Origin of the sequence: Mannheimia sp. USDA-ARS-USMARC-1261, assembly GCF_000521605.1 — a bacterium.
GTDB classification, from domain to species: domain Bacteria; phylum Pseudomonadota; class Gammaproteobacteria; order Enterobacterales; family Pasteurellaceae; genus Mannheimia; species Mannheimia indoligenes.
In genome coordinates, this window is the sequence record NZ_CP006942.1 from 488449 (window position 1) to 511411 (window position 22963).

Sequence of the window (22963 nt, forward strand, 5' to 3'; positions counted from 1 at the left end):
TTTTATGCCTAAAATTTATGAAAAAAATCACCATTATCGGCTTAGGCTGGCTAGGTTTACCGCTCGCCCAAAAATTACAAAATGAGGGCTGGCAAGTTGCTGGTTCAAAACGCACAGCGGGCGATTTGCCGGTTGAGTGCTATCCGCTAGACTTAAATCATTTTGCTATTACGCCTGACATTGAGCGTATTTTGGCAACTGATGCAATGGTGATTACTTTGCCGCCATCTACGACAAGTGAAGAGGGGTATTTTTCGGGTATCCAAAAACTGGCATCATTTGCGATGGCTAAAGGCTTAAAACATTTGATTTTTATCAGCTCGACCTCAGTTTTGCCGATGTCGGAGGGGAATTTTGCCGAAGATACTGAAGTGGATCCAAATTCGTTGCTTGCAAAAGTAGAAAATTGGTTGTTAAGCCAAAAACTTGATTGCGATATTTTGCGATTAGCTGGACTAGTCGGCAAGCAACGCCACCCAGTGTTTTATTTGGCGGGAAAATCAAATTTGAAAGCACCGAACCAACCTGTGAATTTAGTCCATTTAGAGGATTGTGTATTCGCCATTTCCTTACTTTTAGCTAAACCAAACGGGCAACGCATTTTCCATTTATGTGCAGAACAGCACCCTACTCGTAAAGCGTATTATGGCGAAATGGCAAAACGCTTTGGCTTGGCGGATTTGCAATTTTCTGACGAAAATCAACTGCTTGTAAGAGTAGTAAAAGCAGACAAAATTTGCAGAGAGCTAGGCTTTATTTATCGTTATCCGAATCCTTACGATTTTAAATTAGATATTTAGCAAAATACAAGTTTAATCCCTACATACAAAGTGGTTTATATGGTAGTATATGCGAACTATTATCAACAACTTATTGGGATTTTATGCTTGATGTTTTATTAGAACCCTTTGCCTACAACTATATGCAAAAAGCGATTTTTGTGAGTATGGGAGTGGGCTTGGTTTGTGCTTTTCTCTCCGCTTTTTTAATGTTAAAAGGCTGGTCTTTAATTGGTGATGCCTTGTCGCACGCAGTCGTGCCGGGTGTTGCCATTGCTTATGCGTTAAAATTACCTTACGCCGTTGGGGCGTTTTTTTCAGGGATTTTGGCGGCATTATCAATTCTTTGGGTAAAAAGCCTCACAAAAATTAAAGAAGATGCTGTCATCGGCTTTATTTTTACCACCTTTTTTGCCTTAGGTATGTTTATTGTTTCCTTAAATCCGACATCAGTGGATGTAAATTCCATTGTGATGGGAAATATTTTAGGGATTGCTGATGAAGATTTGTGGCAGGTGGTACTGATTATCGTCATTTCGTTACTCGGTTTAATCCTATTTTGGAAGGATTTGCTACTCGTCTTTTTTGATGAACATCACGCTCTTTCGGTCGGTATTTCGCCATTACGCTATAAAGTCATCTTTTTTACCCTGTTAAGTGCCTGTGTGGTAGTGGCATTACAAACTGTTGGGGCAATTTTAGTGATTGCGATGGTAGTAACACCGGGAGCAACGGCGTATTTATTGTCGGATCGTTTCTCTAAAGTCGTAATGATTGCAATGATTATCGGTACACTAACTTCAGGGCTAGGAGCGTATTTAAGCTACTTTTTAGATGGGGCAACAGGAGCTGTGATTGTATGCCTGCAAACCTTGATTTTTCTCGCTGCATTTTGTTTCGCTCCTAAATATGGTTTAGTTTCGCAAAAGGGTCAATTTGTGAAAGAAGGAGATCGAGAAGTGGAGGAGCAAAATGCTTGATTGGATTTTAGAACCTCTTCAGTTTGAGTTTATGCAAACCGCCCTCATCACAGCTATTTTAGTGGCGAGTGTGAGTGCCGTTCTCTCGTGCTATTTGGTGTTGAAGGGGTGGTCTTTAATGGGGGATGCCATTTCCCACGCAGTATTGCCGGGTGTGGTGATTTCTTCATTATTAGGTTTACCACTTGCGATTGGTGCATTTTCTTCGGGCTTATTTTGTGCGTTATCGGTTGGCTATTTAAAAGAGAACAGTCGTTTAAAAGAAGATACCATTATGGGGATTGTGTTTTCGGGTATGTTTGCCTTTGGGATTCTGTTGTTTACTGCATTTAATACGGGTGAACATTTAACCCATATTTTATTTGGAAACTTATTGGGTGTAACGAAAAGCGATTTAATCCAAACGGTAGTAGTCAGCCTTTTCACCTTTGCAGTTATGTTGCTCAAACGTAAAGATTTCTTACTTTATTGTTTTGATATGAACCAAGCCAAAGTGGTTGGTTTACCGGTGAAATTATTGCACTATGGCTTGCTATCACTATTAGCTTTAACTATTATCAGTGCAATGCAAGTTGTAGGGGTGATTTTAGTTGTGGCAATGCTGATTATACCGGGCATTACTGCTTACTTGCTCACAAAGCGGTTTGATAAAATGCTTGCCATTGCGTTAGTGATTTCCGTCGGTTCATCTGTATTTGGTACTTTACTAAGCTACCATATTGATGCTGCTACAGGTCCGACTATCATTCTAGTGCAAGCGGTCATTTTTTTCTTAAGTTTTGCGTATTCTAAAATCCGCTAACACAAATAAAAAATAGGGAGTGCGTTAGCCTCCCTATTGTTCAAACACTATTTTTGATAATGCAATAAACCACCAAATACCCTTTCTAGGTTTTGATTATTAAAGGTTTCTTCTGTTTTGCCTGCGGCTAATAATGTTCGGTTGATCATTAACACCTGATCGCAAAAACTTGGCACGCTGGCAAGATTATGAGTAGAAACTAAAATCAAATGCCCTTCTTCTTTGAGCTGTTTGAGCAATTCAACAATGGCATTTTCAGTTTTTACATCAACGCCTGTAAAAGGCTCATCTAACAAAATAATCTTACTTTCTTGGGCTAAGGCTCGGGCGAGAAAGACTCGCTTTTTCTGCCCGCCGGAAAGTTCGCCAATTTGTCGTTCTTTCAGATGTAAAACACCGACACGCTCCATTGCTTGTTCTGCTTTTTGTTTGTCAATTCCACGAGGAATACGCAAGAAATTCATATAGCCGTATCGCCCCATCATTACGACATCATAAACAGAAACAGGGAATTGCCAGTCTACCTCTTCACTTTGTGGCACATAAGAGACTAAATTTTGCTTTAAGGCTTTAGAAATGGGTAATTGACTCAGTTTAACTGAGCCGGTAAGTGGTTTTACCAGCCCCATTAAACTTTTAAAAAGTGTGGATTTACCCCCTCCATTTACCCCGATTAATGCACAAATCGTACCGTTTTCAAGCTGAAACGACACATCGTGCAAGGCGATGTGTCCGTTATTGTAACGGACGGATAAATTTTCGACGGAAATGGAGGTTGAATGTGTTGTCATTTTAACTCTGGTTATTTTTTACTACGCTCGAAACCTTCAACAATGGTGCTGATGGTAACATTCAGTAGATCTAAATAAGTTGGTACAGGACCATCTTTTTCTGAAAGTGAATCTACATAAATTACACCACCGTATAACGCACCGGTTTCTTTCGCTACTTGTTTAGCAGGTTTGTCTGAAACGGTACTTTCACTAAAGACAACAGGGATTTTATTCGCTTTCACGCCATCAATCACTTTTTTAACTTGTTTCGGTGAGCCTTGCTCTTCGGCGTTGATCGCCCATAAATAAAGCTCTTTTAAGTTGTAGTCTTTTGCAAGATAGCTAAATGCCCCTTCGCTTGTAACCAACCAGCGTTGTTGCTCAGGAATAAAGGCTAAACGTTGGCGAAGTGGCTCAGCAATGCCTTTGACTTTTTCAGCATAGGCTTTTGCATTTGCGTTGTAAGTTTCGGCATTTTTAGGGTCGTATTTTACTAAAGCTGCACGAATGTTTTCAATGTAAATTAATGCATTGTCGGTGGACATCCAAGCGTGTGGATTCGGCAAGTTTTTATATTCGCCTTCGGTAATTGGCATTGGCGTAATCCCTTCGGTTACAACAACGGCAGGTTTACCTTTTACATTTTCAAAGAAACGTTCAAACCAACGCTCAAGGTTCATACCATTCCATAATACTAAATCAGCTTTTTGGGCTTTTACAATATCTTTTGGCGTAGGTTGATAATCGTGAATTTCCGCACCGGGTTTAGTGATTGATTCAACAACTGCTTTATCGCCTGCTACGTTTTGCGCAATATCTTGAATAACAGTGAAGGTGGTTACAACTTTAAACGGTTCTGCCATTGCCATTGCGGAGCCTAAGCCAAAGGTTAGGACTAATGCTTTTTTGATTGTTGATAATTTCATTTTCAGCCTCCTTTTTGTTATTGAGAATGATTATTATCGTTTGATATTCTATAGATCATTTAGATTAATGTAAATAGTCTTATATTTTATAAGGATATTATTTATCCAAAACATTTTGACTTAAAAAGCACTAGCCTTAAAACAAAAGAACCAGTAAAATTGCACGCTTTAAAAATCATCGCAAAACAAGGGCAAGTTCGTCCTAACCTTTTGCCACAAAACGTGTAACAACGAGGCTTTCTAATTTTATGTCAGAACAAATCACTAATGCTGCCTGTGGAGCAGCAGACCAACCTAAAGAAAAAATCAATTTATTAAACCTAAACCGCCAAGAAATGCGTGAGCTTTTTGCGGAAATGGGGGAAAAACCTTTCCGTGCCGATCAGCTAATGAAATGGATTTACCATTTTGGGGAAGATAATTTTGATAATATGAGCAATATCAATAAGGTATTGCGTGAGAAATTAAAACGTATTGCGGAAATCAAAGCACCGGAAGTGGCGGTAGAACAACGCTCGGCAGATGGTACAATCAAATGGGCGATGCAAGTAGGCGATCAGCAAATCGAAACCGTATATATCCCAGAAGATGATCGTGCAACCCTTTGTGTATCTTCACAAGTAGGCTGTGCATTGGCGTGTACCTTCTGTTCAACTGCTCAACAAGGTTTTAACCGAAATTTAAGCGTGTCAGAAATTATCGGGCAAGTGTGGCGAGCTTCTAAAATTATCGGTAACTTTGGCGTAACCGGTGTACGCCCGATTACCAATGTAGTGATGATGGGAATGGGCGAGCCGCTTCTGAATATGAACAATGTGATTCCTGCAATGGAAATTATGTTGGACGATTTTGCCTACGGCTTATCAAAACGCCGTGTAACCCTTTCCACCTCAGGAGTTGTGCCGGCATTAGATAAAATGCGTGAGCAAATTGATGTGGCGTTAGCGATTTCGCTCCACGCTCCAAATGATGAATTGCGTGATGTATTAGTGCCGATTAACAAAAAATATAACATTAAAATGTTGATGGAATCGGTGAATAAATACTTAGAGGTATCTAACGCTAACCACGGTAAAGTAACGATTGAATATGTGATGTTAGATCACGTTAATGACAGCACAGACCACGCACATCAACTTGCCGAAGTATTGAAAAATACCCCGTGTAAAGTGAACTTAATTCCTTGGAACCCGTTCCCGGAAGCTCCTTATGGCAAGAGTTCAAATTCCCGTGTTGATCGCTTCCAAAAAACGCTGATGGAGTACGGCTTCACCGTAACAGTGCGTAAAACCCGAGGCGATGACATTGACGCTGCTTGCGGTCAGCTTGCCGGTGATGTGATCGATCGCACCAAACGTACCTTAGAAAAACGCAAGTTTGGACAAGGGATTGATGTGAAAACGCAGTAATCTGAATAGAGAAAAGGCAGGGGTTTCCTGCCTTTTGTTTTCTTATCCTAAATGTGGAACATATTGGAATGAGCCGCCTAAGGCGTTTAAGTAACGGACAACCGTTGTGTATTTAGGAGAAACGACGCCTCGTTCTAAGCGACTGATATTTTTTACATTAATCCCTGAAAGCTCGGCAACTTGTGCTTGTGTGAGGTTTTTCTCAAGCCTTGCCTGTTTTAGCATTTGAGCTAATTCTCTCTGTACTCTCAGCTCGTCAAATTCCTCTTTAAAGTGAGGATTTGTCATCGCTTGCTGTAACACTTCATCAAAAGAGATAACTGCTAAATCAAGATCTTTTGTCATTTTCTAATTCCTGTTTTAATTTCTTCATTCGCTCAATAGCAAGATCAAGGTTTTGCTTTGGCGTTTTTTGACTCTTTTTCTGAAAAATATGCACAATATAGGCTTGCTTGCCTTTTATAAAGAAAAAGAAACTGCGAGAAATACCTTCTCTAGATTTAGCTCTTAATTCTTTAAGCCCATTTTTGAAAGACTTTACTTCCGGCTCTGTAAGCGTATTTCCATATAATTTTAGCTCGTTAATAACATCAGCCGTTGCTGCTTGGAGCGAAACCGGTAATGCTAAAAATTCTTTGTGAGCATGCTTTGTCAGAAACACATCAAAAGATTGAATAGCCTGATTCTGAGGATTTGTCATAACAATTCCTTGTAATCATAAGTGATTAGTTTAGGGAGATTTTATAGCGTGTCAAGTATCTTGAGAAAAAGCATAGAACGACGCAACTTCCAATTATTATTTTTGCGATCTGCGTCGAAAAAATCGCACGAAAAATTTCCCTCTTTATGCAAAAATCTCTAGTCTTATAGGGTATTGAACAGTAAAATTTAGCCTTTTGATGACAGGAGAACGCTATGTTTGCAAAATTTCTTAAAAAAATAACCGCTTGTATGGCGATAGTGTTATTGGCGGCGTGTTCTTCTCAGCAAGAATCTTCTTCCGAACCTGAATTTAATCGCTCTGAAGCAGTGAAAGCCCGCATTAATCTTGCTTTAGCCTATTTGGAACAAAACGATTTCCCCAAAGCAAAACAAAATATTGATAAAGCCCTTGCTCACGATGAAAAAGATTACCTCCCTTATTCGGTATTAGCCTACTATTATCAACAAACAGGTGATATTGAAAATGCTGAAAAAGCCTATCAACAAGCGCTCAATTTAAGTGAAAATCGCCCTGATGTATTGAATAATTACGGCACTTTTTTGTGTAAACAGGGTCAATTTCAACAGGCGTATCAACAATTTGAACAAGCGGTAAAAAGCCCAAAACCCTATTATCATCAAGCAGATAGCTTAGAAAATATCATTCTGTGTGCGAAAAAAGAGCCAAACCCGCAGAAAGTGAATGAAACATTAACCCAGCTCGAAAAATTAGATAAAGCTCGAGCGAATTTATTGAAGGAAAATCAATGAGTCAATTAAACAGTGAGTTAAATCGTCAAATCAGCCAAATTATCGCCGGTGAATTAAATGTGGGATCACATCAAGTTTTAGCGGCAATGACTTTATTAGACGAGGGCAACACCATCCCCTTTATCGCTCGTTATCGTAAAGAGGTAACGGGTGGGCTAGATGACACCCAACTTCGCCATTTTGAAACACGTTTAATCTATTTACGTGAAATGGACGACCGCCGTCAAACCATTCTGAAATCTATTGAAGAACAAGGCAAACTCACCGAGGAATTAAGAGAGAAAATCTTAAATTGCGAAAGCAAAACCGAGTTAGAAGATCTCTATTTACCGTACAAACCAAAACGCCGTACTCGTGGGCAAATTGCGATTGAGGCAGGTTTAGAGCCGTTGGCGGAAACGTTATGGAACAATCCAAACCAAGTGCCCGAATTACTTGCTGAACAGTTTATCAACGCCGAAAAAGGCGTTGCCGATACCAAAGCCGCTTTAGACGGGGCAAGATATATTTTAATGGAGCGCTTTGCCGAAGATGCGGAATTACTTGCAAAACTTCGCCAATATTTGACCGCTTACGCCACCCTTGAATCGAAAGTGATTGAGGGCAAAGAGGAAGAGGGCGAGAAATTCCGTGATTATTTCGCTCACAGCGAGCCGTTTAAAACCGTGCCTTCCCACCGAGCATTAGCGATGTTCCGTGGGCGTAATGAGGGCATTTTATCCCTTTCGTTAAATGCCGATCCGGAAGCGGAAGAAGGGGCAAAAAGCAGCCATTGTGAAGAGATTATCCGCAGCTACTTAGGGGTAATTTTCAATAATCAACCTGCCGACAAATGGCGTGAGCAAGTGATTGCTTGGACGTGGAAAATCAAAGCGGCTCTGCATTTAGAGACCGAGTTAATGGGTAGTCTGCGTGAAAAAGCGGAAGAAGAGGCAATTGATGTTTTCGCCCGCAACCTTTCTGCTTTATTGATGGCGGCTCCGGCAGGGGCAAGAAATACGATGGGCTTAGACCCCGGCTTGCGTACCGGCGTAAAAGTGGCGGTGGTGGATAACACCGGTAAACTACTTGATACTGCGACCATTTATCCACATACAGGGCGAGAGGCTGAGGCTCAAGTGGCGATTTTCAGCTTGATTAAAAAGCATAATGTTGAGCTGATTGCGATTGGTAACGGCACGGCATCTCGTGAAACGGAACGTTTTGCCAAAGAAGTGATCAAAGAAATTAAAGAAAATAAACCACAAACTGTCGTTGTAAGTGAGGCTGGAGCATCGGTCTATTCTGCCTCAGAATTTGCTGCTAATGAATTCCCGAACTTAGATGTGTCTCTGCGTGGTGCGGTGTCAATTGCCCGCCGTTTGCAAGATCCATTGGCGGAATTAGTGAAAATTGAACCGAAAGCGATTGGAGTGGGGCAGTATCAGCACGATGTAAACCAATCCCAACTTGCTCGCAAACTTGATGCAGTAGTGGAAGATTGTGTAAATGCGGTAGGCGTGGATCTTAACACTGCTTCAGCACCGCTATTGGCTCGAGTAGCTGGAATGACGAAAACGCTTGCTCAAAACATTGTGGCATTCCGTGATGAAAACGGACGTTTTGCCAGCCGTTCTGACTTGAAAAAAGTGCCTCGTTTAGGACCTAAAGCCTTTGAACAATGTGCCGGTTTTATGCGAATTGTCGGTGGAAAAAATGCGTTAGATGCCTCTAGTGTTCACCCGGAGGCTTATCCAATCGTTGAGAAAATCCTACAGGCAACCACATCAACGTTAGCAGAATTAATGGGTAACAGCTCGAAAATCCATTCGCTAAATGCGAAAGATTTTGTGGATGAACAGTTTGGTTTACCGACCGTAAACGACATTTTCAAAGAGCTGGAAAAACCGGGAAGAGACCCACGAGGCGAGTTTAAAACGGCAGTGTTTATGGATGGTGTAGAAGAAATTACCGACTTAAAAGTGGGTATGATCTTAGAAGGCACGGTTACCAATGTTGCCAACTTTGGGGCATTTGTAGATATCGGCGTTCACCAAGACGGCTTAGTCCACATTTCAATGCTGTCAAACTCTTTTGTGGAAGACCCACATACGGTGGTTAAAGCGGGCGATGTGGTTAAAGTGAAAGTGCTGGAAGTGGATGCGGCTCGCAAGCGTATTGCTTTATCAATGCGTTTAGACGATAAACCTACCGAGAAAAGTGAGGCTGCAAGCGGTCGAAATTCGCAAGAAATTCGCAAAAATCCGCCAAAAAATGACCGCTTGCAACGTGATAACCGCAACGCATTTGGTAACAATGCCTTTGCCGATGCGTTGAAAGGGTGGAAGAAGTAAAATTATTTTGTTTATTTCAGCTTTTTAGTCACAAGCCCGATTAGGATATCCTAATCGGGCTTTCTCTTGACAGAGAAAGCCCTAACACTTCCTATAAACCTTTATTTATCTAAACAAGAGATACTCTATATGAAAAATCAAGAGCTTAATGAGGCGTATGAGCTTATCAATAATGTCGTTAAAAATAAGATTCGTATTTTGATTGAAGAGGACTTACACCTTTATGAACAAGATGCGGATATTTTACATCATTACTCTGATGAGATTATTGAAAAAGTAATGCAAAGAATTACAAAGGAGCAACCTTATTTTGAGGTTGTATGGAATTATTCACCGAAGGTGTTAGAACTTCGTATTCAACGTAAAAAATAATAAGGAGAAAATGATGAATAACAGCTCAGGAATCGAACACATTAAATCACAATTATTTTCTGAAGGAAAATTATTTTCTTTTGAAGGTAGAGCTAACAGGCTACAATTTTTTATTATTACTCTATTTACATTACCTATATTTATTTTCGTTCTTATATTTGGAGCAAAAGTATTGCTAGAAATATTACCAGAGTATAGTGATTTCGATTTAGAGAAAGTCCTGATTATATTTAGCATCCTAATTATGTTAGGCTCTATTTCTGGGTATATATTTTGCTCCGCTGCAAGACGTCGATTACGGAGTCTTAATATTCCTAGCAACCCTTATATTAATTACCTAGTGTTTTTGAATATTTTTGCACTCATATTAATTATCTTTTTCATATTTTTTACCACTGCTAGACTAGATCGTATTATCCACGAAGGAGCGGAAGATATACTTGAGTATTTTCTTGGTTTTGTATTATTTAGTATAATGATTATTGATATTATTGTACTTTTAATTATGTTTTTTATTAAGGGAGTGTCTAATGCTAATCAAAAATAATAGATATATTTCCTTTATATTTACTTTAATTTTTTCATTATTTTTATCTTCGCAATCTTTAGCCTATGATGTAAATGCTAGGGAAGATGCATTGCTTTTAAAGCAGTTTAATGAAACATTGGGGCAAGAATTTCACGCTAATGCAAGAAATACTCGATTGAAAACCGATTCTTTAATTAAGAATAGTGCTGAAAGAGAAGTAACAAAGCAGGATATGGAACTAGCATCTCAATATATGAATGAGCTAAAAGGTAATCTAGATAAAATGGTATTGGAGTTAAATAACTTAAAACTTAAACATCCCCTTGCTTTAGATTTGCGTGAAGATCTTAACGAGATGTATCATCTAATGTATAAAATGTTAGAAATTGTTAATAATGCTCTTTATTTAAAATATCAAGGAATAGAACTATCCAAGGAAAGAAAAAAAGAAATGGATAATGAAATGGCAAGTATTAAACAGCAAATACAGAATAAAATGTCTGCTGTGAAATATTCTGCGGAAGAGCTGGCTAGAGAAGCTAACACAAAATAACGTGAATTAATGGCTTACCCACCAAACTTCCGATTCATATAATCAAAGGCTATGGTTGGTAAAATCCGTCTTAGCCACCAAAATAATTTTGTGGGGAAGGTTACTTGATAACGTGCTTTCGGCTTTTCGGCATTCAGTGCTTTTAAACAGGCTCTAGCACAGGCAGTTGCCGGTAAGGTAAAAGGATTGGCATTGCCTTTGGTGGTTAAACGTTGATATTGGCTCTGGTTGAGGGCTTTGTGATAGGAATTTTCCACATCAATATATTGTTCTAATTTTGCCACCGAGTTTGGGCGGAAGTTACTTTGAATCGGACCGGGTTGAATCAGAGAAACATAAATATTGGAGCCGTGCAGCTCGCAACGTAAGGTATCAGCAAGCCCTTCTAAGGCAAATTTAGTCGCGTTATAAGCCCCACGATAATGCATTGCGGCAAAACCTAAAATGCTACTGTTGATTAAAATTCTACCGTGATTTTGCTCTCGGAAGATTTTCATTGCGTGATGAATAACTTCCCAAGTCCCAAACACATTGGTTTCAAAAATTTCTTGCAACGCAGCTTTTGGCACATCTTCTACACAGCCGGGCTGACCATAGCCGGCATTGCAAAAAATCGCATCTAATTGACCGCTTGTTTGAATATATTGAAAGGCATTTTGGATATGTTCTGAACGGGTTACATCAAGCAAAAGGCATTCAAACCCTTCTGATTTCAACCGCTCGACATCTTGCTCTTTTCGGCAGCTGGCGATCACTCGCCAGCCTGCATCTCTGAGATGATGTGCAGTCGCATATCCAATGCCGGAAGAGCAACCTGTGATTAAAATTGTTTTCATTTTATCTTATATAGTTTACAAAACCATCTAAACTCTCGCTTTCCGGAGCGAGAGCGATTTTGCCTTCTTCCTCAGGCGAACCGAGCATAATTAAGGCGATCACTTGATCTTGTTCTTGACAGCCAAAAGCAGAGCGAAGAGCTGAGCCATTTACCCATTTATTGGTGATCCAAACCGTATCAAAGCCGAGTGAATTTGCGGCTAGTTGAATGGCATAGCTGCTACAACCGGCAGTTATCATCTGCTCCCAAGCCGGTACTTTTGCAATACTATGATCTAACTTCGCAATTACACCAATAATCATAGGGGCTTGATTAGATAACTTTTCCGCTTTTTTAAAACGTTCTTCGCCCATATCAAATTCTTCAACCGCAGCTTTGAAGAGCTCGCAAAGTTGTGGCATTCCGCTTTTTTCAATCACCACAAAACGATAAGGTTTTAATTTGCCGTGATCAGGCACTCGCAATCCTGCTTTTAAAATTTGTTCAAGTTGTTCGGGAGTTGGGGCTTTATCACCAAATTTTTTATTAGAACGGCGATGATGTAATAGATCTAAGATTTGCATAAACATTACCTTTTATGAATTTCTTTTGGTTTAAGAATAGCATATTTTATTCATTCCGTGATTGCTTTATACTGTGCTGACTGTTTTATTTTTAGGGATTTATGATGTTAAATATGCTAAAAGCGATTTATAAAATGTTTCGCTGTATTAGAGAGTGTGTTATTAACCTCTTTTTTATCTTATTTATTCTATTCTTAGTGCCTGTGGTTGGGTTTATAGCTTCCTCGCAAAACACGCAAAAACCTGTTTTTACACAAGGGGCGTTACGTTTAAATTTAGATGGTTATTTGGTGGATAATCGCGAAGAATTTACTGATTTCTACCGCTTGCTTCAATCTGAACTAGGCGGAGCTGAACCCTTTAAAATTTCAACTTTTGATGTAGTGCAGGCGATTAGCAAAGCGAAAAATGATCCGCAAATTACAGGATTAGTGCTGGATTTGCATAATTTACAAAATGCTGATTTTTCCTCTTTAGATTTTATTGGTAATGAAATTAATAGCTTCAAAGAATCAGGCAAACCGGTTATTGCTATTGGTGAGCAATATTCACAAAAGCAATATTATCTTGCTTCATTCGCCGATGAAATTTATTTAAATAAAGCGGGTTCTGTGGAGCTTCAAGGCTTAAGCTATTCCAATACTTATTTCAAAACCTTGTTAGATAAAATTGAAGCTGAACCACATATTTTCCGTATAGGTACTTACAAATCAGCAGTTGAGCCTTTTATGCGTGATGATATGTCTGAAGAGGCTAAACAAAATGCTCGAGGTTGGCTCAATGGTACTTGGCAACAAACGGTGGAAATGATCGCTCACAACCGTAAAATTGAACCAAAAGAAATTAATTTATCTGCCGAAAACTATATTGAAAAATATAAAGCTGCAAAAGGCGATGATGCTCAGTTCGCCTTAAATCAAAAGTGGGTAACACAGCTAGTGTCTAACCAAGAAAGCAAAGCAAAGTTGATCGAGAAATTTGGTGAAAACAGTGAGGGAACGTATAACCACATTGAATTTTCAGACTATGAACTTGAGCTAAATGACCGTTTTGCTAATATCAACGCCCCTAAAATTGCCGTTGTGAATGTGGAAGGGGCAATTATAACAGGCGAGAGCGACCAATCAGGTGTGGGTAGTGAAACTATTGTAAAATTACTGCAAGAAGCAAGAGCCGATAAAAACGTAGAAGGCTTGATTTTACGTATTAATAGTCCGGGTGGAAGTGCGATGGCATCAGAGCTTATTCGCCAAGAAGTGGAAGCATTCCAAAAAGAAGGTAAGCCAGTCGTTGCTTCAATGGGGGGAATGGCGGCATCAGGCGGTTATTGGATTGCGGCAACCAGCGATAAAATTATCGCCAGCCCAAATACCATCACCGGCTCAATCGGCATTTTTGGTTTAGCGGTAACTTTTGAAAAAACAGCTAAAAACTTAGGCGTGAGTGAAGATGGTATTGCAACTTCTGCACTTGCTGAGCCAATCGGTTTGAAAAGCCTACCGAAAGAGCAAGGTGAAGTGCTGCAAATCGGCATTGAAAATGGCTATGACCGTTTCTTAGAGCTGGTTTCTCGTGGCAGAAATATGTCAAAAGAGGCGGTAGATAAGGTCGCTCAAGGGCAAGTTTGGCTAGGCTCTGATGCACTAAAACACAGTTTAGTTGATGAGTTAGGCAATTTTAATGTGGCTTTTGTTACCTTATCTGATTTAATCAATCAAAAACGTGAAGCACAGAGCAAAGCAAAGGTTGAGCGATTCGGTTTACAATGGTTTGCCGAACAAGACGACAGCCTATTTGGCACGCTTGCTCGTGATTTCAAAACTCAGCTACAAGTGAGTCTAACTAACTGGTTTGATTTACCTGTGCTGAAGCAATCGCAGAAACAAATGGAAATCCTTTCACGTTTTAATGATCCAAAACAGATGTATCTCTACTGTTTAAATTGCGGAAAAGTAAATTAATCAATGCTAACAAGCGGTTCATTTTTCAGAAAATTTTGCAAATTTTTTGTGGAAAATAACCGCTTGTAAGCTATACTAAAAATGCTTGTCGGAGTGCCATAGGGCTGAGATCGCAACTGCGAGATCCGTCGAACCTGTAGGTTAGTACCTGCGTAGGGAACAAGTTTTAACATTCAATTTTACCTATTGCCACATCTCTGACAAGCAAACCCTAACTTTAAAAAAGAGGATTTTGCGATGTCTATTTCTAATACCCATCAACCTAAAGTGATTTGGACGGTTGCCGGTTCAGATTCTTGTGCCGGAGCAGGGCTACAAACCGATTTACATACCTTTCACGATTTTAATTTAGTGGGGTGCTCGGTGGTTACGTCTGTTACAGCCCAACACCCACACGGCGTGCTTTGTGTAACACCTGTTGATGATCACACTTTCCGCCGGCAGTTTGACGCGTTACTCATTCAAGGCTATCCAAATGCAATCAAAATTGGCTTACTTTGTTCACAGGCTCAAGTTGAGATTTTATGTGAATATATCCAAAAAATTCGATTAGAAAGTAAAAACTATTGCTTTGTAGTTTACGATCCTGTTGCGGTAGCAAGTAGCGGACAGGCTCTCTCAGACAGTATTTTATTACCCGTAGTGCAAGAAAAACTCTATCCGTTAGTTGATCTGATTACACCAAATGGAACTGAATTAGCCCTATTGAGCGAGACTGAAATTAATACCTTTGATGATGTGAAAACTGCTGCTCAAATGCTTATTTCACAAGGTGTGAAGGCTGTTTTAGCCAAAGGCGGACATTTTGAATGGCAGGGCGAAACGGTAAGTGATTATCTGCTTAACTCCCAAGACATTTTTTCCTTTTCCCACCCAAGACTGCAAAGTGTTAATACACACGGTACAGGTTGTACCTATGCTTCTGCGGTGGGTTCAATGTTAGCCAAAGGTTTTGATTTGCCTGATGCCGTAACCGTTGCTACTGCGTATTTACAAAAAGGTTTATCGGAAAAAGAAGGGAGAGGGCAAACTGCACTAAGTTCGTTATGCCACACAGGCTACCCGGAAGATATTGATTTCTTCCCTCAAACCGCACTGGTTTCTGTACCGCTCAATTTGCCGAAAAAACCTTTTGCGGCAACTGATTATCAGCTTGGGCTTTACCCTGTGGTAGAGAGCTTTGAGTGGATTGAACGCTTGATTCTTGCTGGGATAAAAACCTTGCAAATTCGTGTGAAAAATCGACCGCTTGCAGAAGTTGAAACAGAAATTGCACGCTCAATAAAGCTTGCGAAACAGTATAATGTCCGCTTGTTTGTGAATGATTACTGGCAGCTTGCAGTAAAATATCAGGCTTACGGTGTGCATTTAGGGCAAGAAGATTTAGCCACAGCGGATTTAAATGCTATCCAACAAGCAGGATTACGTTTAGGCGTTTCCACTCACGGCTATTTTGAAATTATGCGAGCCTTAGCAATTCAACCTTCTTATATTGCATTTGGACACGTTTTCCCAACGCAAACAAAGGAAATGCCATCGCAGCCACAGGGACTGGTTAATTTAGCGAAGTATGTCGATCTGGTTGCACCACTTCAAATTCCAACGGTAGCAATTGGCGGAATTAATGAAGACAGAATTGAAAATGTGATGAGCACCGGTGTAGGCAGTGCTGCAGTGGTGAGTGCCATTACGCAGGCTACAGATTGGCAACAAGCGGTTAAAAATCTGGAAAAATTTGCAAGTGGCTGGAACGAATAGTTAAAGTATAGTTAGGCGGACGCAAGCTCCGCCTAATTTATTTCAGTTAAATCTCCGCCAATTCCAAATCTTTGGTTTCGTGAACCTGCCACAATGCCCAAAAGCTTAACAATGAGGCGACAGATAAATAACCTCCAACCCCAAATAAGCCGAAGTTTTCGTTAATTTTAACCGCAATAATGGTAAATACACTCGCCCCTAAAATACCTGCTGCGGTGTAGGCAAGGGAGGCTCCTGTGTATCGTACTTCTGTTGGAAAAAGTTCGGGTAGAATGACTGCCATTGGTCCAAAACTTAAGCCTATTAAGATCATTCCGATGGTTAAGAAAATAAAGATTGAGGTTGGTGTGCCGTTTTCTAGGAAAAATGGCATTATTAAGCCGTAAATTACGGTTGCCCCTGTGGCGATGAGTAGTAATAAACGGCGACCGATGCGGTCGGAATATAAGCCTGAGAAGAAAATGGCGATCCCGAAAATCACGGATGTGATCAGCAAATATTGGGTGTAGAGATTTGCCGGCAAGCCCAAACCTGTGGCGTAGCCTGCTTTAGACACCGCAACAGGGCTTTTTACGAAAATCGGAGTAAAGGCAACTAAAATGTAGAATAGCACATAGCCTGCGGTGGCAATTAATACGCCGATCATAAATGGCTTGAAATGCTTGCTAAAGAGTGTTTTAAGTGGCGTGTGGCGGTTTTTTCCTTGTTGTTCTGCCTTGAGGAAAATCGGGCTTTCGCTAATTTTTATGCGGATATATAAGCCGATAAAAATCATCACAATAGAAGCAATAAACGGAATTCGCCACGCCCAATCCAGAAAAGCTTGTTCGCCATAAATGAGATTAACTAAGTAGAATGCCCCATTGGCTAATAGCAAGCCGATAGGAGCTCCCATTTGCGGAAAAATACCAAAAAATGCCCGCTTGTTTTTGGGGGCGTGTTCGGTGGCGACTAATGCAGCTCCGCCCCATTCTCCCCCTAAGCCCAAACCTTGCCCGATACGGCATAAGCAGAGCAGTACCGTTGCCCAAATACCAATAGCGGCATAGTTTGGCAGTAAACCAATCGCTACTGTGGATAAGCCCATCAATAAAAGCGAGGCAATAAGGGTTTGTTTACGTCCATATTTATCGCCGAAATGCCCGAAAATGATCGACCCCATCGGGCGAGTGAAAAAGGCAAGGGCAAGAATGGAAAGCGACATTAATTGATTGGAAACAGGGTCATCACTATTGAAAAACTGCACGTTAAATACCAGTACTGCAGCCATTGTGTAGATATAGTTATCAAAGTATTCAATTGCCGTGCCAACCATTGAGGCAAAGGCAACTTTTGTCGGACTCGATTGTAGGCTAGACATATTCCACCTCCGCATATTGCTCAACCGTTTCCGGTATTAAAGCCCCTAATTCATCTAAAAGATTGACTGCAAATTGCCCGTATTGGGTTGGTTTGAGTGATTTTGCCGCAACTTCACCGGCAACGGCATAAGCGGTACAAGCCTCAACCAGTACGTTGAAATAGCGTTTTTTCTCAGCAACGGCTAAAAATGCACCGCACACGGCACTTAATAAACAGCCTGAAGCGGTAATTTGTGGGAACATTGGGCTGCCGTTTTTAAGTAACGCAGTGCGTAAGCCATCGCTTACTACATCGGTTTCGCCACTAATGGCAACTAAGGTTTTATAACGTTTAGCAACTTGTTGAGCGATTTCCACAAGGCTATGCGAGCCTTCGCCAGCATCAACACCTTTAGCTTGCCATTTTACGCCTGCGAGGGTGGCAAGTTCTCCTGCATTGCCTCGAATGGCGGTGAATTGGATTTCGTTAAGCAAGATTTCAACCGTTTGGCGGCGAAAAGATGTTGCTCCAACGCCGACAGGGTCAAGAATTACAGGAATGCCTAAACGGTTTGCCGCTTTACCGGCAAGCACCATTGCTTCCACTTCTTTGCCGATTAATGTGCCGATATTAATTACCACAGCCGAACTTAATTGAGGCACAGCTTCCATCTCCTCAATGGCAGTCGCCATAATGGGTGAAGCCCCGAGAGCCAATAAACCATTGGCGGAAAAGTTGGCGGCAACAATGTTGGTAATATTATGAACAAGCGGTCGATTTTGCCGGATTTTTTGCAAATAGATTGATTGAAATGGGGGAGATGTGGTCATCGTTTATTCCTCATTGTATTGAAAAAACAATGCACCAACACGAACGGGAATAGATCGGTTTTAAGCCTTTAGTTTCCTACGTCAGTGCTAACTGCATCAGGTTCAACGGGTATTTCTCAGCTTGCTTTATTTGAGTAAACAAGCACCCCGACTAAATGAGAGCTCAATATAAAACTTTAGAAAAGGGTTGTAAAGTACCTTAAACGTTAAGCCGCTTCTCGATGATAAAACCGCAAGCTATGTTCTTTTTGGCGGGCGGAACTAAAGGCGGAAACCCGTTTTAAGTAGCCGATAACCCTTGTGCCGTAGTCAATATTTTGCGAGCCGCATTGAGAGCAGCTATGTAAAGTGCGTTTGTCGATATGGCTACATTCGTTGCAAATCGTGATTTTGACGTTAATGCAGAAATAGTTGCAGCCTGTTTTAGCGGCGGTGTCTAATAGTGAACGATAGCCGTTAGCAGTTAAGGCTTCATCGAGGTTTAAATGCAAGGCTGAACCACCATCTAGCCATTCAATTAGCTCTTTGCCGTGCAGTAAGAATTTATCGAGAGCGTTAGTTTCTTCATCTTCTACCACATAGAAATAGGAGTTGTAGCAATCACGAGGCACGAAATAGCCGTCTGCTTTATCCCATTTCGCATTTTTTACCCCTAAATTTTCGGCAGGCACAAATTCAGTGTTGAACTTCACACCATATTGTTGGCTGGCAGCTTGGTTTGCCTCAAAAATCGTTTTTAAGCGAGATTGCACAAATTCAATATATTCAGGATTGTAGCCTACTTTCAAGCCTTGAGATTCAGCAGCCTCTGCCATACCGTTAATGCCGATGGTGAGGAATTGTTTATCTAACGAAATAAATCCAGCATCATAAACAGGCAGCATCCCGTTGGCTAAATATTCCTCCATCAATTTTCGGTAAGCATATTGATATTTATGGATCTTGCTGACTTCTGAGCTCAAATCACGCTTATCTTGCACTAAACGGTTCATATTAATCGTAATCACATTTATCGAACCTGTTGCTACACCGCCAGCACCGAGTGAGTAAGAGAAGGTGTGATCACTGATTTCATTGCGTAAACGGCAGCAAGAAGCGAGGGAGTCAGGGTTATCCGACTGATAAATAAAAAAGGAATTACCTTGTGCCAGTTCATTTGCCATTTGGTTGGCAAATTCGTCATCTTTGCATTTACCTTGTTCAGTTAGCATTGCGGCAGTTACTACAGGGAACGTAAGAATGGCTTTGCTACGTTCTTTGTTAAACCACTGCATAAAGAAAAGTTGCAATTTAGCGGTGGTTTCCCAGCAGGGCTTTTCAAAATCAGGGAACACAAAGTTACCGAACATTGCCTCAAAATAGAATTTATCGTAAACCGAAATATTCCAAAATACGCTTTGATAGCCTCGTGCGGCGGCAGGTTGGTTAATGCTGTAGACCACTTGTTGGAGGTGATTTTCAATGTCGGAACGATGGGTTTCCAGGTAGTTATCACCATAATCTTTACGGGCGAAGTAGTCAAAGTAAGTTAAAAACTCAACTGTAGCGACTGCCCCTGCAAATTGTGAACTAACCGCAAAAACAAAATTGACAAAAGAGCCACAAAAAGAAGCCAGATGTTTTGGAGCTTTGGATTCGCCCCCCAGTTTGGTTAAGCCATCACGCAAAAACGGATACATTGTAACCGATACACAATAAGGTTTGAGGCTGGTTTCATCGTGAACGTAAATTTCGTGTGCTTCAATTTGGCGTAAGTATTCGCAAGCGGTCTCTTTATCAAAAAGTTTTGCAATTTTTTCGTTGATTTTTGCTCGATTAATTTGCACAAAAAAATCTTTCATCAGCTCGTTTTCCATTGTGGCAATATTTTTTTGTGTTACGTTGGCGTTAGCGTCCATTTTTGAGCCATCAGCCGCATTTTGGGCTTGAATGTAGTGGTCAATAAAAGCTAATTTTTCTGAAATTTGTTTCGCTTCTAAGCGAATCATAGCATTGCTCCTTTGATAAATAAGTAGTTTAGATTTTCATTATTGCGTAAATCAATAAAACGTTGGTTGGTGGTCAGGCTGTTTAATCCGCCTTGCTCGGCAATCCAACGACCTGTTTTTAAGTAAGTTAATTCAGTCAGCAAACAGGGAGGAACTTCGTGCCGCTCTAAGCCTGTGTAGAGGCAAGTTTGTAGCTTTTTTTGCTTACAACGTTTTAATAAAGAGAGTAATGTTTCCGCTTGCCATTCACCCCCCATAAATAGCACGCAACTAATTAAACCTTGATAGCGTTTTAGGCGTTCATTGAGATAATCAAGCGTTAGCTCTTTTCCCTCACAGGCTTTCCAACTCTCTACACTATGGCAGCCTTTACAGCCAAGCGGACAGCCTGTAATGAGAAAAGCCAGTGAAGTTTCATTCGGCACTTCTTGCCAAACAATTTGTTCTGAACTGAATCTGAGGTTTTCCATTTTTATTATTAACACAATATGTTGTGTTTTTTAACATTATTTAACACTATATATAGTATGTTAGATCTGTTGGGTTTAAAAAGTAAAGAGCAAAAAATAAGAAAAATAGGTTGAAATTTGAAGATGTGAATAAAATCAAAAAGATAGAGAATTGTAAATTTTTGGCGAAAAAAAGACCGTGTAGAAAACACACGGTCTTGAAAAGTTTGACTAATTGATCTCTATAACATCAAACAGTTTTTCTAATTGATGGGTTAAAAGTGAAATCTGGCGTTGGCTTACTAAAGTCAATTCTAATTCAAATGTTGCATTATTTGCTTCAACCTTCAAACTTTTTACTTCAAAACCACGATGACGGATCACTCTTAAAATACGCTCTAAAGTTTCCGGGCGTTTGTTGGCTTTTAAGGTTAATTGATATTCTTGCATTTTTCCTCCTACACATCATCGTCCAGCATATCCGCATTACAAGCACCTGGTGGCACGAGAGGCCAGACGTTATCTTCTTGTGGAATGCAAACGTGAAGTAAATACGCCCCTTTGGCATTTAACAAGCGGTCAATTCCGTCCGAAACTTCGCAAGCCTTTTCAATGCGTTCGCCCTCAATATCAAAGGCTTTAGCAAGCATTACGAAATCCGGGTTGTCGTCTAAAATTGTTTGGCTGTGGCGACCGTGGAAGAACAGAGATTGCCATTGGCGAACCATTCCTAAACGTTGGTTATCCAGCAACAAAATTTTTACCGGCAGCTTACCACGCTTGATAGTACCAAGTTCTTGAATGTTCATTAAAATTGAGCCATCGCCTGTAATAACAATGACTTGATCTTCAGGGCGAGCAACTTGAGCTCCGATTGCAGCAGGCAAGCCAAAGCCCATTGAGCCGAAGCCTGCTGAGGTAATGTAGTTTTTCGGATCGGTATAAGTTAAATGTTGTGCCGACCACATTTGGTGCTGACCAACATCGGTTGTTACGACACTGTTTTTTGCTTTACGGTTAGACAAGGTATGTAATAACGCAACCGCATTGATATCACCATTACCGCTATTTTCTTGATATTGGAAGTCAAATTGCTGTTTTAAATTACGTACATCTTCACGCCAAGCATCAATGTCTAACGGTTGAGCTAAATAATTAATTGCTTCTATGAGGCTGCCTTGTAGGGCAATTTGAGCTTGTCGTAGCTTGTTAATTTCAGCATTATCAATATCAATATGAATGACTTTTGCGTGAGGAGCAAAAGTGTCTAATTTACCGGTTACACGATCGTCAAAACGAGCACCGCAGGCTATGAGTAAATCGCACTCTTGCACGGCATAGTTAGCGGCTTTTGTGCCGTGCATACCAATCATACCCATATAAAGCGGATCGGTTGGTTCGATAGTGCCTAATCCTTTTAGTGTGGAAACAGAAGGAATATTTGCAATTTTTACAAAATTTCTGACCGCTTGTACACCGTCAGCCATTCCTACGCCTCCGCCAACGTAAAGTACAGGGCGTTTAGCTTCTGATAATAGTTTTTTGGCTTCAGCTAGTTTCTCTGCATTTTGTGTAGGGGCTTTCTCTTTCGTATAAACAATGGGCTGAGCATTAATAGGAGCTAATTGAACATCTCGCGGAATATCAACTAATACAGGACCCGGTCTGCCACTTTGAGCAATTTGGAACGCAAGGGCTAAAATCTCAGGTAGTTCTTCAATACTTTGAACGATAAAACTGTGCTTAGTACAGCCGAGCGACAACCCGAGAACGTCTGCTTCTTGGAAGGCGTCTGTACCTATTAAATGGCTTGCAACCTGCCCGGTAATTGCAACGATAGGAATAGAATCTAGTGCTGCATCACCTAATCCGGTAATTAAATTGGTCGCTCCCGGTCCTGAGGTAGCAATGCAAACGCCCACTTTTCCTGTTGAGCGAGCGTAACCAATAGCTGCCATTGCAGCACCTTGCTCATTTCGGCAGAGAAGATGCTCTAAGCCCGAATCATATATGGCATCGTAGGTTGGCATTATTGCTCCGCCCGGATAGCCAAAAAGATGAGTTACACCGTGAGCTTTTAGGCTCTCAGTAATAAATCTTGCACCATTCATTATGTTGTGTCCTTCGCATTTTTTATTATTTGTTAAAAATGTTATAGATACCACAAATTCACTATTTTTTAAACTTTAATTTTGACTAAAGTAAGAATTGATTTTATCTATAATTTAAGCAAATAAAAGTCGTTTTTATTTAGGCTGTAAAAGGCTTTAACCCTTAAGGGGTATTTTGCGGAATTTTCTTGATTT

The 22963-nt window shown here is 40.5% G+C and carries 23 protein-coding genes and 2 riboswitches; of the genes, 11 read left to right on the forward strand and 12 right to left on the reverse strand.

What is annotated here, in order from left to right; all coding sequences use genetic code 11:
* The first annotated feature begins 17 nt into the window (after positions 1-17).
* From X781_RS02425 to X781_RS02435, 3 genes are all read left to right on the forward strand, one after another.
* Entirely contained in the window at positions 18-800 is a 783-nt protein-coding gene (locus X781_RS02425) for a GDP-L-fucose synthase (protein ID WP_025235390.1), read from the forward strand.
* An 83-nt stretch (positions 801-883) separates the two neighbouring features.
* Positions 884-1759 carry a metal ABC transporter permease gene (locus X781_RS02430; RefSeq protein ID WP_025235391.1) on the forward strand — a complete coding sequence of 292 codons (876 nt, stop codon included), beginning with the start codon at positions 884-886 and terminating at the stop codon, positions 1757-1759.
* On the forward strand, positions 1752-2561 hold the full coding sequence (locus X781_RS02435) for a metal ABC transporter permease (protein WP_025235392.1): 810 nt from the start codon (positions 1752-1754) through the stop codon (positions 2559-2561). Before X781_RS02430 ends, X781_RS02435 begins: the two co-directional genes overlap by 8 nt.
* 47 nt (positions 2562-2608) lie before the next feature.
* Here X781_RS02435 and X781_RS02440 read toward each other — a convergent pair whose 3' ends face one another.
* Together X781_RS02440 and X781_RS02445 are read right to left on the reverse strand one after the other, a co-directional pair.
* The gene (locus tag X781_RS02440; protein ID WP_025216715.1) at positions 2609-3352 is read right to left on the reverse strand and encodes a metal ABC transporter ATP-binding protein; all 744 of its coding nucleotides are present in this window, start codon (positions 3350-3352) and stop codon (positions 2609-2611) included.
* Positions 3353-3363: 11 nt separating this feature from the next.
* Positions 3364-4203: a metal ABC transporter substrate-binding protein gene (locus X781_RS02445; RefSeq protein WP_231475492.1), complete on the reverse strand. Its 840-nt coding sequence runs from the start codon at positions 4201-4203 to the stop codon at positions 3364-3366.
* Positions 4204-4508: 305 nt separating this feature from the next.
* Between X781_RS02445 and X781_RS02450 the strand changes: the two genes are divergently transcribed.
* A complete protein-coding gene (locus X781_RS02450; protein ID WP_025235393.1) occupies positions 4509-5669 on the forward strand; it encodes a bifunctional tRNA (adenosine(37)-C2)-methyltransferase TrmG/ribosomal RNA large subunit methyltransferase RlmN in 1161 nt (386 codons plus the stop codon).
* Positions 5670-5711: 42 nt separating this feature from the next.
* Here the strand turns inward: X781_RS02450 and X781_RS02455 are convergent, their stop codons facing one another.
* Together X781_RS02455 and X781_RS02460 are read right to left on the reverse strand one after the other, a co-directional pair.
* A complete protein-coding gene (locus X781_RS02455) occupies positions 5712-6014 on the reverse strand; it encodes a helix-turn-helix domain-containing protein (protein ID WP_025235394.1) in 303 nt (100 codons plus the stop codon).
* Entirely contained in the window at positions 5998-6369 is a 372-nt protein-coding gene (locus X781_RS02460) for a type II toxin-antitoxin system RelE/ParE family toxin (RefSeq protein ID WP_025235395.1), read from the reverse strand. Before X781_RS02460 ends, X781_RS02455 begins: the two co-directional genes overlap by 17 nt.
* Positions 6370-6584: 215 nt before the next feature.
* On the opposite strand from X781_RS02460, the gene pilW reads away from it, so the two are divergent.
* From pilW to X781_RS02485, 5 genes are all read left to right on the forward strand, one after another.
* Positions 6585-7142 carry a type IV pilus biogenesis/stability protein PilW gene (gene pilW, locus X781_RS02465; protein ID WP_025235396.1) on the forward strand — a complete coding sequence of 186 codons (558 nt, stop codon included), beginning with the start codon at positions 6585-6587 and terminating at the stop codon, positions 7140-7142.
* The gene (locus X781_RS02470) at positions 7139-9475 is read left to right on the forward strand and encodes a Tex family protein (protein ID WP_025235397.1); all 2337 of its coding nucleotides are present in this window, start codon (positions 7139-7141) and stop codon (positions 9473-9475) included. The genes pilW and X781_RS02470 overlap by 4 nt, the downstream gene beginning before the upstream one ends.
* A 129-nt stretch (positions 9476-9604) precedes the next feature.
* Positions 9605-9847: a hypothetical protein gene (locus X781_RS02475; RefSeq protein ID WP_025235398.1), complete on the forward strand. Its 243-nt coding sequence runs from the start codon at positions 9605-9607 to the stop codon at positions 9845-9847.
* Between the two features lie 10 nt (positions 9848-9857).
* Positions 9858-10394 carry a DUF805 domain-containing protein gene (locus X781_RS02480; protein ID WP_144084197.1) on the forward strand — a complete coding sequence of 179 codons (537 nt, stop codon included), beginning with the start codon at positions 9858-9860 and terminating at the stop codon, positions 10392-10394.
* On the forward strand, positions 10378-10929 hold the full coding sequence (locus tag X781_RS02485; protein ID WP_025235400.1) for a hypothetical protein: 552 nt from the start codon (positions 10378-10380) through the stop codon (positions 10927-10929). Before X781_RS02480 ends, X781_RS02485 begins: the two co-directional genes overlap by 17 nt.
* A gap of 14 nt (positions 10930-10943) precedes the next feature.
* On the opposite strand, the gene X781_RS02490 is transcribed toward X781_RS02485, so the two are convergent.
* Positions 10944-11765, reverse strand: a complete 822-nt coding sequence (locus tag X781_RS02490) for an SDR family NAD(P)-dependent oxidoreductase (RefSeq protein ID WP_025235401.1) — start codon at positions 11763-11765, stop codon at positions 10944-10946.
* A 1-nt stretch (position 11766) separates the two neighbouring features.
* The gene (locus X781_RS02495; protein ID WP_025235402.1) at positions 11767-12330 is read right to left on the reverse strand and encodes a nitroreductase family protein; all 564 of its coding nucleotides are present in this window, start codon (positions 12328-12330) and stop codon (positions 11767-11769) included.
* Positions 12331-12434: 104 nt separating this feature from the next.
* On the opposite strand from X781_RS02495, the gene sppA reads away from it, so the two are divergent.
* Together sppA and thiE are read left to right on the forward strand one after the other, a co-directional pair.
* Positions 12435-14291, forward strand: coding sequence for a signal peptide peptidase SppA (gene sppA / locus X781_RS02500; protein WP_025235403.1), 1857 nt, complete (start codon positions 12435-12437; stop codon positions 14289-14291).
* A 79-nt stretch (positions 14292-14370) separates the two neighbouring features.
* Positions 14371-14467, forward strand: a riboswitch (TPP riboswitch).
* Between the two features lie 61 nt (positions 14468-14528).
* The gene (gene thiE / locus X781_RS02505) at positions 14529-16049 is read left to right on the forward strand and encodes a thiamine phosphate synthase (RefSeq protein WP_025235404.1); all 1521 of its coding nucleotides are present in this window, start codon (positions 14529-14531) and stop codon (positions 16047-16049) included.
* Positions 16050-16095: 46 nt separating this feature from the next.
* Here thiE and X781_RS02510 read toward each other — a convergent pair whose 3' ends face one another.
* The 6 genes from X781_RS02510 to ilvG all read right to left on the reverse strand — a co-directional run bounded on the left by X781_RS02510 (position 16096) and on the right by ilvG (position 22768).
* Positions 16096-17409 carry an MFS transporter gene (locus X781_RS02510; RefSeq protein WP_025235405.1) on the reverse strand — a complete coding sequence of 438 codons (1314 nt, stop codon included), beginning with the start codon at positions 17407-17409 and terminating at the stop codon, positions 16096-16098.
* The gene (thiM, locus tag X781_RS02515) at positions 17402-18220 is read right to left on the reverse strand and encodes a hydroxyethylthiazole kinase (protein ID WP_025235406.1); all 819 of its coding nucleotides are present in this window, start codon (positions 18218-18220) and stop codon (positions 17402-17404) included. Before thiM ends, X781_RS02510 begins: the two co-directional genes overlap by 8 nt.
* Positions 18221-18276: 56 nt before the next feature.
* Positions 18277-18380, reverse strand: a riboswitch (TPP riboswitch).
* A 46-nt stretch (positions 18381-18426) separates the two neighbouring features.
* Positions 18427-20208, reverse strand: a complete 1782-nt coding sequence (gene nrdD / locus X781_RS02520; RefSeq protein ID WP_025235407.1) for an anaerobic ribonucleoside-triphosphate reductase — start codon at positions 20206-20208, stop codon at positions 18427-18429.
* A complete protein-coding gene (gene nrdG / locus X781_RS02525) occupies positions 20205-20678 on the reverse strand; it encodes an anaerobic ribonucleoside-triphosphate reductase activating protein (RefSeq protein ID WP_025235408.1) in 474 nt (157 codons plus the stop codon). The genes nrdD and nrdG overlap by 4 nt, the downstream gene beginning before the upstream one ends.
* 210 nt (positions 20679-20888) lie before the next feature.
* Positions 20889-21107: an acetolactate synthase 2 small subunit gene (gene ilvM, locus X781_RS02530; protein WP_025235409.1), complete on the reverse strand. Its 219-nt coding sequence runs from the start codon at positions 21105-21107 to the stop codon at positions 20889-20891.
* A gap of 8 nt (positions 21108-21115) precedes the next feature.
* On the reverse strand, positions 21116-22768 hold the full coding sequence (gene ilvG / locus X781_RS02535; protein WP_025235410.1) for an acetolactate synthase 2 catalytic subunit: 1653 nt from the start codon (positions 22766-22768) through the stop codon (positions 21116-21118).
* Positions 22769-22963: the final 195 nt, after the last annotated feature.